This is a genomic window from Pedobacter sp. N23S346 (assembly GCF_048515415.1).
Lineage (GTDB): Bacteria > Bacteroidota > Bacteroidia > Sphingobacteriales > Sphingobacteriaceae > Pedobacter.
This window is the reverse complement of sequence record NZ_JBLYEE010000019.1, coordinates 24878-39484: the sequence shown is the minus strand read 5'-3', so window position 1 is coordinate 39484 and position 14607 is coordinate 24878. Positions and strand designations below refer to the sequence as shown.

Here is a 14607-nt window from a genome sequence, read left to right as displayed (position 1 = left end):
CTTAATTTATTAAAATAATTTTTCTTGTGGCGGAGTTGCCCCTGCAAGGCGGAGATAAACAGTTGTTTGTCCGCGGTGGTGTGTTTGATGTTCGAAGGCTTTGCCTAGCGCCAACTCACGGCTCAACTCAAAGCGATCAAAAAGCTTCACCTTTTCATTTAATTGTGCTGCACTCATTTTTTTGATGGTATCAATCACATAGTCATAGCTTGCCAGTACATTTTTAGTTACCGCAGCTTTCGTTTTTTCACTCGTTTTCTCGAGCTGATCCGTTCCTTCCGGGCTTTTCACACCCATAGCAGCGGCAGCAAACACATAGTTATCGGCACCTAAATGCAACATTTGTTCTGCAAAAGAACGCATTACCGGGGTTGGCTTCAAAGCATAGCCAGTTTCGGGCATGGCCTCTAAATAATCTTTTGTATAAGCTTTAGCCCGTTCCCACTCTTTTAATAAATCTGTTGGTGTAGTTTGTGCCCGGGCAGTGGTCATCACAGCAAGTAGCATAAATGCACTGGTTAATAATTTTGCGATTTTCATATGATTTGGTTTTACCTTGTCAAAATTAAGATTTAGAATTTATTTAAATCATCAACTTTTAAGATCAGGCTTGTAAATTGAACTCCGTTTTATTAATTCAACGATACAAATTAATACCTCATCAAAAGATTCTCGAAGCAATGAAGTAGAAAGTAGTACCTCAAACGTTCTTTTTAATACCTCAACGATACAAATTGGTACCTCATAAATAGGTTCTCGAACCAATCAAATAGAAAGTAGTGCCTCAAACATTCTTTTTAATACCTCAACGATACAAATTAATACCTCATAAATAGATTCTTGAAGCAATTAAATAGAAAGTAATACCTCAAACATTCTTTTTAATACCTCAGCGATACAAATTAGTACTTCATCAATAGATTCCCGAACCAATTAAATAGAAAGTAATACCTCAAACATTCTTTTTAATACCTCAACGAAACAAATTGGTATTTCACCAATAGATTCCCGAACCAATAAAATAGAATTTAACTCAGTTATAATGCTCTGCTGATTGTCTTTCATTTCCCTCACCTTTTGGATTATCTCCATATTCATTCGGACCATAATCACCAGCTCCAAACAGAAGGATAATCCCATAGAACGGAACCAGCATAAACCAGCCTGAACTTCCACGATCGTGGCAGCGCTTTGCCGTTTGTGCAATAAGGATATAGATCGGAATTAGCAAAAGCAAGCTGAAAGGCTCGCTCCCTTCAGTTTCTGCTATGGCAATAATTGAGTACAAGCAGATCAAATAAAAAATCTGAGTTAAGACATATTCGGTACGGCGAATGCGACCTTTAAAAGAAAAAACAGCTTTGAACATGAGAATCGTTAGATACTTTTTGAAATCCTAAAATAAGATATTTATCCCAAACTTCAATCGGTTTCATCAAAAACGAACTGAACAATTCTCAAGAAATTACTATAGTGCTACCTCAAAATATAGCAATAACATTAGCTTTGCAATTCTCCTTCTACAAATGGCAAAAAACAGGAATACCTTCCCTACAGAAAATATATCATTTAAAGACCGGCTCTCCTCGCTTAAAAACCTTCCTGATTTTTTTAAGCTGGTTTGGAAAAGCAGTCCACGCAAAACCGCGATCAGTTTTATCTTGCGCATTTTACGATCGGCCATGCCAGTGGCCTTATTGTATGTAGGCAAGCTCATAATTGATGAGGTAGTGATGTTAAACGGCCAGGCAGGTAATGGCGATATGCAAAAACTCTGGGAACTGGTGGGTTTAGAGTTTGGGCTGGCCATTCTTACTGATGGATTAAACCGGATGATCAACTTAACCGATAGTTTGCTAGGCGATTTGTTTTCTAATTACACCTCCATGCGCATCATGAAACATGCTGCAACATTGGATTTAGATCAGTTTGAAGATTCTGTTTTTTATGATAAACTGGAACGGGCGCGCCAGCAAACTGTTGGCAGAACGATATTGTTGTCGCAAGTAATGAGCCAGATTCAGGATTTTATTTCGATGGCCTTTCTACTTACCGGATTAATCGCCTTTAATCCGTGGTTAATTCTTTTGTTGTTGCTCGCCATTATTCCCTCTTTTTTGGGCGAATCATATTTCAACAGTAAAAATTATGCACTATCCAGAAGTCAGACACCAGAACGAAGGGAGTTGGATTACCTGCGTTATCTGGGCGCCAGTGATGAAACGGCCAAGGAAGTGAAGATATTCGGCCTTTCAGATTTTGTAATCAGTCGATTTAAAATGTTATCTGATAAATTTTATGCAGATAATAGCAAACTTGCCGTCAGGCGCGCTGGTTGGGGAACCTTTTTTTCTGTGTTAGGCACGCTCGGCTATTATGCGGCTTACGGTTTTATCATTTACAATACCGTTTCCGGAAAATCTACTGTAGGGAGTTTAACTTTTCTGGCAGGTTCATTCCGTCAGTTAAGTGGTTTAATGGAAACCATGTTATCCAGGTTTACCATCGTATCTCAAGGTGCCATTTACCTGAATGATTTTATCGACTTTTTTGAAATCAAACCAAAAATTACGAAACCAGAAAATGCCATTCCATTTCCAAACCCTATTAAAACCGGCTTCGTTTTTGAAAATGTCGGCTTTCAGTACCACAACTCCGTAAGGTGGGCCAATAGAAACCTGAGTTTCGAACTTCGGCCGGGAGAAAAATTGGCGCTTGTGGGCGAAAACGGAGCTGGAAAAACAACATTAGTGAAGCTTCTGGCGAGGTTATATGATCCTACTGAAGGGCGGATTTTATTGGATGGAAAGGACTTAAAATCTTATGATTTAGATGATTTAAGGCATAACCTTGGGATCATTTTCCAGGATTACATCCGCTATCAGATGACTTTCTATCAAAATATTGCAGTTGGTAACATCAAAGAGATTGACAACCGAGAACTGGTGAAAAAAGCAGCTGAGGAGAGTCTCGCAGACCAACTGGCGGATAAACTACCCGGCGCATACGAACAGTGGTTAGGTAGAAAATTTAATGATGGCATAGAACTTTCTGGCGGCGAATGGCAAAAAGTAGCCCTGGCAAGGGCGTATATGAAAAACGCACAGGTTTTAATCCTCGATGAACCCACTGCTGCCTTAGATGCGAGGGCTGAATACGAAGTTTTTCAACGATTTGCAGAATTAACAAAAGGAAAATCAGCAGTATTGATTTCACATCGCTTTTCTACCGCTAGGCTGGCCGACCGGATTTTGGTTTTAGACGAGGGAACCCTATTAGAATCGGGTACACATGCTGAACTGCTGGAAAAAGAGGGAAGATATGCCGAACTATTTAACCTGCAGGCCAAAGGCTATCAATAAAAAAAAGGAAGTTTGCAATAAACAAACTTTCCTTTTTTAGCTTAATTCAACTTCCATTCCGGTCTTTCGAAATGACAGGTATAACCATATGGGATTTTTTGGAGATAATTCTGATGGTCTTCCTCAGCATTCCAAAAATCAACCTCCGGTACTACTTCGGTTACCACTTTACCTGGCCAAATGCCGGAGTTATCCATTTCTGCAATAAGTTCAACTGCAGTTTCTCGTTGCTTCTCACTTTCGAAGAAAATTGCAGAACGATAAGATGTTCCCACATCATTTCCTTGTCTGTTTTTAGTTGTAGGATCGTGGATTTGAAAAAAGTATTCTAGTAATTTCCTGTATGATAAGATCTCCGGATCAAAAACAATTTCTATCGCCTCAGCGTGTGTACCATGGTTTCGGTAAGTAGCATTCGGAACATCGCCACCGGTGTAGCCTACCACTGTAGAGATTACGCCGGGCTGATTTCGGATCAATTCTTCTACACCCCAAAAGCAACCGCCAGCAAGAATGGCTTTTTCTGTATTCATATTGATATCAATTTATTAATTAAAGTTAAGGCACTCCTGTGTAAAACAGAAATTTTGATCATTGAAATGACGCCCTTATTGCCGAATGCGAACATTTAAATTCTTCAATGGCTTAAAATTGAAACACACTAAATAAAATAAAGTTTAATTAAAAATAATGGCACCTGAATTCTATTTTCAGTCTGCGTTGCCAAATTCGCTGGCAGCCCTAATCTAATATTTGCCACTACAACCTTCAGTTGTTGAGCTAAGTTAAAATAGCATTCGCATCCGATTTTGGCCGCTTCAACGTATTTCCTCTGGCCGTCAGACATCGGTGAACCTACCTTCGTGAAAGATAATTTCAATTAAATCGTAAAATAATGAAAAAGAACAGGTTTTTACCCATCCTATTGTTTAGCTGCATTCAGCTTATATTTTCCACCGCTCAGGCACAAAGCCAGGAATTACGGGTTAAAGTGAGTGACATCCGTTCGGCGAAAGGAAAAATCATACTTAATGTTTTCAAAGACGAGGCAAGTTATGAGAAACAGCAACCCTACACCACCTTAAGTTTTGATAAAAAAGCAATATCAAATGGGGTGCTGATGGTAAAGGGTACCGTTGCCACCGGGATATATGGCATCACCCTTATTGATGATGAAAATGGAAACGGAAAGCTGGAAAAAAACTTTATGGGCATTCCGAAGGAGGGCTTTGGTTTTTCGAATTTCTTCATGACGAAAATGAAAAAACCAGCTTTCAATGAGTTTAAGTTCGAATTGAAACCTGGTAGCAGCGTAGTAGAAATAAAGACAAAATACATGTAGCCAAATGCGCCGCCGTCAACTTACAGGCGATTAAAATTTTAGAAACACCTTAAAAAATACCATCATGAAAACAAATTCAGTTTACAGTAAAATTTGCCTTTGTGCAGCCTTACTTTTCGCAGTGATTGCACTCTCATCTTGTGAAAAGAACGACCTTGATCCTTCTGAATCTTTTGATCTTAAAGTTGTAAATGCCTCGCAAAGTTCTGGTCCGCAAAGTTTCACACTTGCTGGCCAACTGCTTATTGGCGGACTCAACTATGGAGACGCCTCTGCATATATCTCTACCACATCCGGAACAAGGCTAGTAGCCGAATACAAAAGTGAGCCGAGCGGATCGGTTACTGCAACCGGTGAACTGTACACAGACAATGGCGTGAGGTTTACCACCTATTTGGTCGGCGAAGGTTCTTCACGCAAAGTAAAATCATTTAAGGATAACCTTTCCTTACCAGCCAGTGGAAGAGCCAGGGTTAAATTTGTTCACCTCAGTGATGCAGCTCCCTCTGATATCAACATCAGAAATTCATCTGGTGATAATCTGGTCACCAATATCAGCAGATATACCGACAGCGGATACCAGGATGTAAACCCTGGAACATTAGCCCTAAGACTTGTAGGAACAGCCTTGAGAGGCACAGTAGGAAATTTTGAAGTAACAGGCTTAGAATCTGGTAAGATTTATTCCATTTACCTTACGGGATCTACAGATGCTACACTTAATGTTCAGAAAGTTGCCCATAATTAATATGGTTTTCCAGATGCCCACGCCGCACCTTTGGAGGGGGCATTTTGTTTTCCTTGACTTACGAAGTTTTAATGGGTTGAGCGCCGGGGAAACTTCGTCAGTCTAAAAAAAATCTGTAGAGCTTTCTAACTCTAACCCACTAAACTTCTAACCCTCTAACCAAACTTTTCCCAAAATCATTCTCCATAAAACTGGTGAAGTTCTGCCACGCTTAAGACATTTGAAACTTCGCAAGTTAATCCCCGACTTACGAAGTTTTAATGGGTTGCGCGCCGGGGAAACTTCGTAAGTCTATAATGAGTATCTACTGAGTCCCTTCGTTTTCTAACTACCTAACCCCCTAAACTCCATAACCCCCTAACCATTTTTCCCAAAATCATTCCCCATAAAAACTGGAGAAGTTCTGCCACGCTTAAGGCCCTTGAAACTTCGCAAGTTAATCCCCCGACTTACGAAGTTTTGATGGGTTGTGTGCCGGGGAAACTTCGTCAGTCTATAAGAGGATCTACAGAACCCCTTTGTTTTACTAACTACCTAACCCCCTAAACTCATAACCCCTAACCAAACTTTTTTTCCAAAATCATTCCCGATAAAACTGACTAAGTTCTGCCACGCTTAAGGCCCTTGAAACTTCGCAAGTTAACCCCCGACTTACGAAGTTTTGATGGATTACGAGCCGGGGAAACTTCGTAAGTCTAAAAAGAAATCTGTAGAGCTTTCTAACTCTAACCCTCTAAACTTCTAACCCTCTAACCAAACTTTTCCCAAAATCATTCCCTATAAAAACTGGCGAAGTTCTGCCATACTTAAGGCCCTTGAAACTTCGCAAGTTAGTTTATAAATAAAACGAGGGATAACCATTTGGTCATCCCTCGTTTATCGTAATTTCGACTTTTTTAATCAGATTTTCTTACATATCTGATCAACAATCTATCAAATCTTATAATGTAGCCATATCGATTACGAAACGATACCTAACATCACCTTTTTCCATCCGTTCATAGGCTTGGTGAATATCTTTCATATCAATCATTTCAATATCCGATACAATATTGTGTTCTGCACAGAAATCAAGCATTTCCTGAGTTTCGGCAATACCACCAATTCCCGAACCTGCTAAGCTTTTACGCCCGCCCAATAAACTGAAAGCTGCAATTTCTGCTGGTTTTGGTGGAACACCTACACAGATGTGCGTTCCATTTGTTCTTAAAAGCGACAGGTACATATTAAAATCATGCTCTGCAGAAACAGTATCCAAAATAAAGTCAAATGTACCCTTTGCAGCAGCTATCTGATCTGGATCTGTAGTGACCACAAAGTGATGTGCACCTAATTCTCTGGCATTTTCTTCTTTTTTTGGTGAAGTACTTAAAACAGTTACTTCAGCACCAAAGGCTACACCAAATTTCACAGCCATGTGTCCTAAACCACCTAAACCTAAAACAGCAAGTTTATGTCCTTTACCCACTTTCCAGTGTCTCAATGGCGAATAAGTGGTAATTCCTGCACACAATAATGGTGCAACGGCTGCCAGATTTAATTTATCAGAAATATGCAATACAAATTCTTCTCTTACTACAATATTATTCGAATAACCACCATAAGTTGGCATCGAACCATCACGCTCCATTCCATTATAAGTTTGTGTATTTCCTTCCAGGCAATACTGTTCTAAGTCTTGCTTACAGTTTTCGCAAACCTGACAAGAATCTACCATACAACCTGTACCCGCAAGATCACCAACTTTAAATTTCGTTACATGATCACCAACCTGGATCACACGTCCAACGATTTCATGACCCGGTACCATTGGGAAAATCCCTGGAAACCAATCATTTCTAATTTGATGTAAATCAGAATGGCATACTCCACAGAAAAGTATTTCAAACTGTACATCATGTGGTCCAACCTCACGGCGTTCAAATTCCCATGGAGCCAGGTCTGTTTCGGCATTTTTTGCCGCATATCCTTTTGTTGCTATCATAAAATATCTATATTATTTAATGCTATTAACAAATATAAATCAATCTGGTGTTGATATTTGAAAAGAAATGTCGGTGTTAATTCATTATTTAAAGCAGCATAGATAAGGCAATCAACCTTAACACTTTAAATTTTCAGTGACAGGATACAATAAACGAGAAGCTATACGAAACCGAACATTGACCTAACCGGAAATGGTAGGCATTTGAAAAGAAAATCATGAAATATAGAAGTAGATTAGCTTAACGCCGGAATAGCAGGAAGGCTAAAATGAAAAACAGACCCTTTATTAATTTCACTTTCTACCCAGATTTTTCCATTATGCCTTTTCATAATTTCTGCACAGAGGTAAAGGCCTATTCCAAAACCTGCTATTGATTTTGTATTGTGTTTTTCCACACGATAATAACGCTTGAACAGGTGTGCAATATCAGATTCTTCAATTCCCATTCCTTCATCGCGAACACTCACTACAGAACCATGCTTATCTGAAATGCAGGATACCCTTACTTCAGTGCCCATAGGCGAATATTTCAAGGCATTGCTGATAAAATTATTAATTACTTGTCCAATTTTATCTTTATCTGCATTTACCCATGCTGTTTCTACCGGATCGAAAATAATCGTATGTCCGTCAGCATTAGAAATCGTATCATCTTCAATCTCTTCGATTAAATCCTTTATATCAAACCGTTCTTTTTCAATATGGATTTTCCCGGATTCAAGTCGTGATACATTGAGGAAGCCATTAATCATCCGTGTCATTTTAGTAATCTGCTTGTCGGCCTTATCTAAAATGTTTTTGGTGAGTGAATCGTCTATTTTCTTCGCTTTAAGCTGTAACAACTGCACAAATCCTTTTAATGAGGTTAGCGGGGTTTTCAGTTCATGGCTAACCATTCCGATAAAATCATCTTTTCTGATGTCGTCTTCCTTTTCTTCGGTGATATCCAGGATGGTTCCGGAAAAGTGTCCATGGGGATCAGCTTCTGTTTTGTAATGTTTGCCGGTAGACTTTACCCACCGCAACATGCCATCATTACGTTTGATGATGGTATATTCCATATCAAAAACTTGCCCCTCTTTAATCACATTCCATACCCCCTGAATAACCTGTGCCTTGTAATCTGCACTTACCTGACCTATTACAGATTCATAAGTCATTTCTTCCTCACTTCTGTATCCGAAAATTTCTTTCAGTCTGTCTGAAGCACTCATTTTACCTGACAGACCATCAATGGTATAAGTACCGAGTTTTGCCTGTTCTATTGCACTGCTTTGTTTCTGTTCACTTTGCTCTAATTTAATATAAGATGCATGTAAATCATGACTCACCTCTTCTACCATTTTTCTAGATATAACTTGTTCAGTTACATCAATAGCCATATCAATTACCCCTGTAATTTTTCCGTTTTCAGTAAGGGGACAATAGGTAAAATTGAAATAACCAGTAGTTTCTACACCATCATGAATGAGATTAACCTGCTGCTCTTTACCGTATATTGTTTCACCGGTTTCGAAAACTTTATGCAATAGCGCATAAGCTTCTTGCCCATCAAGTTCCGGAATTACCGAGAGCAGTGGCTGATGAAGAATATCGTCTTTTTGACCTAAAAGCCGCAACATTGGTGGATTAACCGCTTCAATATTAAAATTTTCTCCTTTAAATAATATAATGGCTATGGGTGCTTGCTGGATGAGCATATGACTTCTAGTCTCTCCTAAAACGGAGCGTTCGAGTAATTCTGCATTGAGTTTTTTTGCTTTCTCCAGTGATGAGATCTTCCGGCGTAACTCCATTTTATCCATCACCTGTTTTGCCAGAATCTTCAGCGCAGATCGTTGTGTCTCGGTTAGTTTTCGCGTAACTGAATCAATTACGCAAAGTGACCCGATAGCAAAGCCATCTTCATTAACTAAGGGTACACCGGCATAAAAAGCAATGTGTGGTTGCCCCGTTACCAGCGGATTATTCATGAAACGAATGTCTTTTTTAGCATCTTCAATTTCCATTATTTCAGATGGATTCTCTATTGCATGTGCACAAAAAGAATGATCTCTATGTGTTTCAGAAACATCCAATCCTTTTCTGGATTTAAACCATTGCCTGTTTCTATCAACCAAACTTACCAATGCTATTGGCGTACCGCAGATGATGGAAGAAAGCTCAGTAAGGTCATCAAACTCACGTTCAGACAGTGTATCCAGTATATTGTAGGATTCCAACGCGTTCAGGCGTTCAATTTCATCAGGAAGTTGGGGTATAGACGACATTTAATTCACGAATCATATTCGCTCAAATATAGCATTCGAATTCGGCTCCGATAAATTTCGGTGGCAGTTTTATTCTATCAATTGTATTTTTATTCCTTAAAGATGTAGATTCTTAGTGTATACAGACGGCACCTTTCCCCGGGAGGGAAAGGGCGCAAGAAAAAATATTCATCACATCCTGCAACAAGCAACCTGCTATTTCCAACCCGCTATCTACACCCTGCTATCCGGCATAGGAGATGATGGAAGGAGAAGCCGTTGAAATTTTTGCACTCACATTCAAATACTTCAAACCCAAGGTAGCGCGAACGGCTCCTAAAAACAAATCTTTATTACAGACCAAATCGAGCCCTTGCGCTACCGCCATTTAAATTTCGACGCGCTAATCCGACATCAGATCCAAGCCTTGATTTTTTTGTTACTTTTTTGATCAAGCAAAAAAGTAAGAGCCCTTCGGCGGCCAGCCGAGGAAAGCCATCGCAGCGGAAAAACGGCCCCTATCCGCCTAGCGGCACCTTTCCCCGGGAGGGAAAGGGTGCAAGAAAAAATATTCATCACATCCTGCAACAAGCAACCTGCTATTTCCAACCCGCTATCTGCATCCTGCTCATCCGGCATAGGAGATGATGGAAGGAGAAGCCGTTGAAATTTTTGCACTTCCGCTTCAAATACCCCAAACCCAAGGTAGCGCGAACGGCTCCTAAAAACAAATCCTTATTATAATTAAATCGAGCCCTTGCGCTACCGCCATTTAAATTTCGACGCGCTAATCCAACATCAGATCCAAGCCTTGATTTTTTTGTTACTTTTTTGATCAAGCAAAAAAGTAAGAGCCCTTCGGCGGCCAGCCGAGGAAAGCCATCGCAGCGGAAAATGGCCCCTATCCGCCTAACGTCACCTTTCCCCGGGAGGGAAAGGGCGCAAGAAAAAATATTCATCACATCCTGCAACAAGCAACCTGCTATTTTCAACCCGCTATCTACACCCTGCTCTCCGGCATAGGAGATGATGGAAGGAGAAGCCGTTGAAATTTTTGCACCCACCTTCAAATACCCCAACCCCAAGGTAGCGCGAACGGCTCCTTAAAATAAATCTTTATTACAGACCAAATCGAGCCCTTGCGCTACCGCAATTTAAATTTCGACGCGCTAATCCAACATCAGATCCAAGCCTTGATTTTTTTGTTACTTTTTTGATCAAGCAAAAAAGTAAGAGCCATTCGGCGGCTAGCCGAGGAAAGCCAAAGTGATGGTAAAATGGTTGGTGAGCCATCGCAACATTGGCTCATTAATAGCGAACGTATTATAAAACACAAAATGGTTGGTGAGCCACCACACCATAGGCCCTGGCTAAGAATTAATTACCAAATCAAGCGATTTCGCCAAAATTTCGACAGCCTTCTCCATCTCCTGCAAATTCAAACTCCCGAACCCCAAACGGGTCGCGGTAAAGTTTTTACTTTGATACAAAACTGTTTTAGGCAAAAACAAACCATTCTCTGCACATTTCTTCTGCATTTTGATTAGGTTGAAGCTATCCAGCCACTCTATCCAAATGGCAAGGCCTCTAGCGGGTATTTTAAACCGGATTCTACTTCCCAACTTACCATTCAACAGCGATACAAAATGATCCCGGCGCTCCTTATAGATCACTTTATTTTTTTTAGAAAGCCGGTGTACCTCCCCATCCTGAATCCAATCCGTTAATACCTGCTCTTTAATCACATCAATTCCAGGTTCGAGAATACTGAGGTGTTTCTCCAATTCTTTAATGAATGCTACTGGTGCTGCAACAAAACCATAACCAAAACCAGCTGGTAATGATCTTGCAAAAGACCCTATATAAACCACCCGCTCATTTGAATCGATCGCTGCCAAAGGCAAAATAGGATTATTATCTAAATGAAAGTCAAAATCATAATCATCCTCCAGGATCACAAAACCATACTGATTAGACAGTTCCAGAATTTCCATCCTCCTTTTAGCACTGAGCGAAATTGTGCTGGGATAATGATAAATCGAGGTGAGGTAAACGATTCGGACGGTTTGTGCTTCGCAAGCTTTTTTTAATGCTTCTACATTAATCCCCTCTTCGTCAACAGACACTGGTACTATTTTCGCACCGCTATCTGTTAATGTCATATTCGATAAATAATACCCAGGCGTACCCACTACTACATAATCTCCCGCTGAAATTAACACCTTTGCCACCAGGTATAAACTTATTTCATGACTGGTGGTGGTGATTAAATTAGCCTCAGAAATCCGCAAGCCGCGGGTTAAATTTAAAAAGTTGAAAAACTGTTTTTTAAAATGTTGATGAGACTGGGTTTGAATTTGTTCCCAGGGTTGGCGAATTTTCTGTCGTTTGAGTTTCGAAACGTATAATCGTGCCAGAATATCGGTATAAATAAGCCGCAAATCTGGCAGTCCATCATTAAACTGTAACGGAAGGTTACTCCACTCCAGCGGACTTTCCAGTACCGAAGAATGTTTAAAAGTAAAGGGATGAACCTGGACTTCAACTGCTTTCGAGACGCCTCTTTTTGCTTGATGCTGTTTCTGATCTGATAAGATAAATGTCCCTTTATTCGGCCTGATTTCTATAAAACCCTGAGATTCCAAATCCTGAAAAGCTTTAATCAGCGTATTTCTATTAATAGCCAGTAGCTTACAGAGAATACGTGTACCAGGAATTTTGGTTCCTTCCGGGAGTAAACCCAATTGAATCGCTTTAATAAACTCAAAAATGATTTGTAAATAAATGGGCGTAGCATCGTCTGCCTTAAGTTGAATGAAACTTTTAAACGGAATTTGAACCGGACTATCCATTATATCTAAACTGGTATACATTACTGGTACGGCAAGGTACTATTTTTGCAGAAATTTATAAGGAATGAAAAAAATTTACCTGGCAATACCGCTACTGTGGTGTGCGAATGCGTATGCTCAACAAAAACAAGATACCGTAATCACATTTAAAGATGTAGTGATCAATGAGAATGGTTTCAATACCCCGATATCTAAACAAAACAGAAACGTTTACATTATCGATAAGGCCATGATTGCTAAACTGCCTGGCCGTACCATTCAGGAATTGCTGCAATATGCAAATGGCGTCGACCTCAGACAAAGAGGCCCCTTCGGAAGTCAGGCAGATATTAGCATCGATGGCGGAAGTTTCGAACAAACGGTTGTATTTTTAAACGGCATCAAAATTATTGATACACAAACGGCTCACAACATGCTCAATTTACCCATTCCGGTAGAAGCCATTGAGCGGATTGAGATTGTTCGTGGACCAGCAGCCCGGATTTATGGCATCAATAGTTTAACCGGCGCAATTAACATTATCACAAAGAAACCCACCAAATCAGGCTTCTTGATTGATTCTTATGCAGGCTCGAACTTCGAAAAAAACACAGAAGGTAGTGGAAAAACATTTTATGGTGCCGGCGTTCAGGCAGGTGCGGTGTTAAGTAAAAAAAGTCACCAGCATTCTATTTTTGGCTCACGTGATCAAAGTAATGGTTACCGCTTTAATACTCAATTCGAAAATACAAAGCTCCTTTACCAGGGAAATATCCAAATTGATAGTGCAAATGAAATCATGACCTCATTTGGCTATACCAAAAATGAATTTGGTGCCAATGGATTTTATGCCGCACCTGGCGACCGGAATTCAACTGAAGCCGTTCAAACCACGCTTGCATCTGTACAATCAAAACACTTGCTTTCTGATAAATGGACCCTTACGCCCAGATTGAGTTATCGTTATAATTTCGACGATTACCGCTACTTTGGCACCACGAATCTTAATGCAGGCATTAGTAAACACGCTACAAATTCTTTCGCTGCAGAGGTAAACAGCTCATATAAAACCAGTAAGGGCGAATTAGGCCTGGGTGCAGAAGTGAGAAGTGATGCCATTAATTCTTCTAACATTGGCAAACATCAACGTGAAAATGTCGGGATTTATGCACAGTACAGAACGTTTCTAACTGAAAAATTAAATGTTAATCTTGGCACTTATGTCAATTACAATTCATCTTATAAGTGGCAAGCCTATCCTGGCCTGGATGCAAGTTATGCTATTGTTGATGCCTTTAAAATTATTGGAAGTATTGGTACCAGCCAAAGGCTTCCTTCTTTTACCGATCTGTACCTGAACCAGCGTCCGGGTAACATTGGCAATCCCAATGTTACACCAGAAAATGCATTCCAAAGCGAAATAGGATTTAAATTTTTGAAAGGTGATTTCACTTTCAATTCTAATTTTTTCTACCGCAGAATCAGCAATTTCATCGATTATACCAGGTTGGTAAGCACAGAACCATTTGAAGCCAATAACCTCGGAACAATGATTACAAAGGGCATTAATTTCCGTTCAAACTATAATCTGGCCATTACTCAGAATACAAAAATGAACGTAAATCTAGCCTATTCTTATCTTGATTCTAAATTTGGAGATATGGAAGCTGGAATTTCTTCCAGGTACCAGCTTGCCTCTTTGAAGCACCAGGTTACCAATACCATTGATATTAAATACCTGAACCTTTCATTCTTAGTGGCAACACGTTTTAACCAACGGATAGTAGGAAAATCCTATTGGGTAAATGATTTTAGAATCAGTCAGTCTATTCAGAAATTCACTATTTACTTCGATGCGCAAAATATTCTGGATGCCCGGTATGTTGAAATTGGCGCCATTCCACTGCCCTCTCGCTGGGTAAGTTTAGGAGTGAAGTTTGTTAGTTTCTAATAAATTAAGTGAAAAACAGAATATTTCCAGGTATGATAATCAATATATCACCTGGAAATATCATTGTCCTGTTCTACTAGATGTTTTCTTGTTTACAGAAATCTGAAACCAAAAAAAATTGATTGGGTTTTAAAGAT

The 14607-nt window shown here is 39.8% G+C and carries 12 protein-coding genes; 4 read left to right on the top strand and 8 right to left on the bottom strand.

The window, feature by feature from the left end; translation table 11 throughout:
- Positions 1-9: 9 nt before the first annotated feature.
- Together ACN1CD_RS22255 and ACN1CD_RS22250 are read right to left on the bottom strand one after the other, a co-directional pair.
- Positions 10-540, bottom strand: a complete 531-nt coding sequence (locus tag ACN1CD_RS22255; protein ID WP_419132623.1) for a DinB family protein — start codon at positions 538-540, stop codon at positions 10-12.
- 493 nt (positions 541-1033) lie between these two features.
- Positions 1034-1369, bottom strand: coding sequence for a DUF805 domain-containing protein (locus ACN1CD_RS22250; RefSeq protein WP_419132622.1), 336 nt, complete (start codon positions 1367-1369; stop codon positions 1034-1036).
- 157 nt (positions 1370-1526) lie between these two features.
- On the opposite strand from ACN1CD_RS22250, the gene ACN1CD_RS22245 reads away from it, so the two are divergent.
- Positions 1527-3362, top strand: coding sequence for an ABC transporter ATP-binding protein (locus ACN1CD_RS22245; protein ID WP_419132621.1), 1836 nt, complete (start codon positions 1527-1529; stop codon positions 3360-3362).
- A 41-nt stretch (positions 3363-3403) separates the two neighbouring features.
- On the opposite strand, the gene msrA is transcribed toward ACN1CD_RS22245, so the two are convergent.
- Positions 3404-3895 carry a peptide-methionine (S)-S-oxide reductase MsrA gene (msrA, locus tag ACN1CD_RS22240; RefSeq protein WP_419132620.1) on the bottom strand — a complete coding sequence of 164 codons (492 nt, stop codon included), beginning with the start codon at positions 3893-3895 and terminating at the stop codon, positions 3404-3406.
- A gap of 362 nt (positions 3896-4257) precedes the next feature.
- Here msrA and ACN1CD_RS22235 point away from each other — a divergent pair, with 362 nt between their 5' ends.
- Positions 4258-4704: a DUF2141 domain-containing protein gene (locus ACN1CD_RS22235; RefSeq protein ID WP_419132618.1), complete on the top strand. Its 447-nt coding sequence runs from the start codon at positions 4258-4260 to the stop codon at positions 4702-4704.
- Between the two features lie 64 nt (positions 4705-4768).
- Positions 4769-5452: a DUF4397 domain-containing protein gene (locus ACN1CD_RS22230; RefSeq protein WP_419132617.1), complete on the top strand. Its 684-nt coding sequence runs from the start codon at positions 4769-4771 to the stop codon at positions 5450-5452.
- Between the two features lie 940 nt (positions 5453-6392).
- Here the strand turns inward: ACN1CD_RS22230 and ACN1CD_RS22225 are convergent.
- The 5 genes from ACN1CD_RS22225 to ACN1CD_RS22205 form a co-directional block, all read right to left on the bottom strand.
- Entirely contained in the window at positions 6393-7436 is a 1044-nt protein-coding gene (locus ACN1CD_RS22225; RefSeq protein WP_419132616.1) for an NAD(P)-dependent alcohol dehydrogenase, read from the bottom strand.
- Between the two features lie 236 nt (positions 7437-7672).
- Positions 7673-9709 (bottom strand): ATP-binding protein, encoded by a 2037-nt coding sequence (locus ACN1CD_RS22220; protein ID WP_419132615.1) that lies wholly within the window; start codon positions 9707-9709, stop codon positions 7673-7675.
- 223 nt (positions 9710-9932) lie between these two features.
- Positions 9933-10076, bottom strand: coding sequence for a hypothetical protein (locus ACN1CD_RS22215; RefSeq protein WP_419132614.1), 144 nt, complete (start codon positions 10074-10076; stop codon positions 9933-9935).
- A 211-nt stretch (positions 10077-10287) separates the two neighbouring features.
- On the bottom strand, positions 10288-10767 hold the full coding sequence (locus ACN1CD_RS22210) for a hypothetical protein (RefSeq protein WP_419132613.1): 480 nt from the start codon (positions 10765-10767) through the stop codon (positions 10288-10290).
- A gap of 291 nt (positions 10768-11058) precedes the next feature.
- On the bottom strand, positions 11059-12561 hold the full coding sequence (locus ACN1CD_RS22205) for a PLP-dependent aminotransferase family protein (RefSeq protein ID WP_419132612.1): 1503 nt from the start codon (positions 12559-12561) through the stop codon (positions 11059-11061).
- A 43-nt stretch (positions 12562-12604) separates the two neighbouring features.
- Here ACN1CD_RS22205 and ACN1CD_RS22200 point away from each other — a divergent pair, with 43 nt between their 5' ends.
- Positions 12605-14470: a TonB-dependent receptor plug domain-containing protein gene (locus ACN1CD_RS22200; RefSeq protein ID WP_419132611.1), complete on the top strand. Its 1866-nt coding sequence runs from the start codon at positions 12605-12607 to the stop codon at positions 14468-14470.
- Positions 14471-14607 lie beyond the last annotated feature (137 nt).

Bases quoted from the DNA above. Each gene is read 5' to 3' on its own strand.
- ACN1CD_RS22255 (WP_419132623.1), bottom strand. From the start codon at position 540: ATGAAAATCGCAAAATTATTAACCAGTGCATTTATGCTACTTGCTGTG.
- ACN1CD_RS22250 (WP_419132622.1), bottom strand. From the start codon at position 1,369: ATGTTCAAAGCTGTTTTTTCTTTTAAAGGTCGCATTCGCCGTACCGAA.
- ACN1CD_RS22245 (WP_419132621.1), top strand. From the start codon at position 1,527: ATGGCAAAAAACAGGAATACCTTCCCTACAGAAAATATATCATTTAAA.
- msrA (WP_419132620.1), bottom strand. From the start codon at position 3,895: ATGAATACAGAAAAAGCCATTCTTGCTGGCGGTTGCTTTTGGGGTGTA.
- ACN1CD_RS22235 (WP_419132618.1), top strand. From the start codon at position 4,258: ATGAAAAAGAACAGGTTTTTACCCATCCTATTGTTTAGCTGCATTCAG.
- ACN1CD_RS22230 (WP_419132617.1), top strand. From the start codon at position 4,769: ATGAAAACAAATTCAGTTTACAGTAAAATTTGCCTTTGTGCAGCCTTA.
- ACN1CD_RS22225 (WP_419132616.1), bottom strand. From the start codon at position 7,436: ATGATAGCAACAAAAGGATATGCGGCAAAAAATGCCGAAACAGACCTG.
- ACN1CD_RS22220 (WP_419132615.1), bottom strand. From the start codon at position 9,709: ATGTCGTCTATACCCCAACTTCCTGATGAAATTGAACGCCTGAACGCG.
- ACN1CD_RS22215 (WP_419132614.1), bottom strand. From the start codon at position 10,076: ATGGCGGTAGCGCAAGGGCTCGATTTGGTCTGTAATAAAGATTTGTTT.
- ACN1CD_RS22205 (WP_419132612.1), bottom strand. From the start codon at position 12,561: ATGTATACCAGTTTAGATATAATGGATAGTCCGGTTCAAATTCCGTTT.
- ACN1CD_RS22200 (WP_419132611.1), top strand. From the start codon at position 12,605: ATGAAAAAAATTTACCTGGCAATACCGCTACTGTGGTGTGCGAATGCG.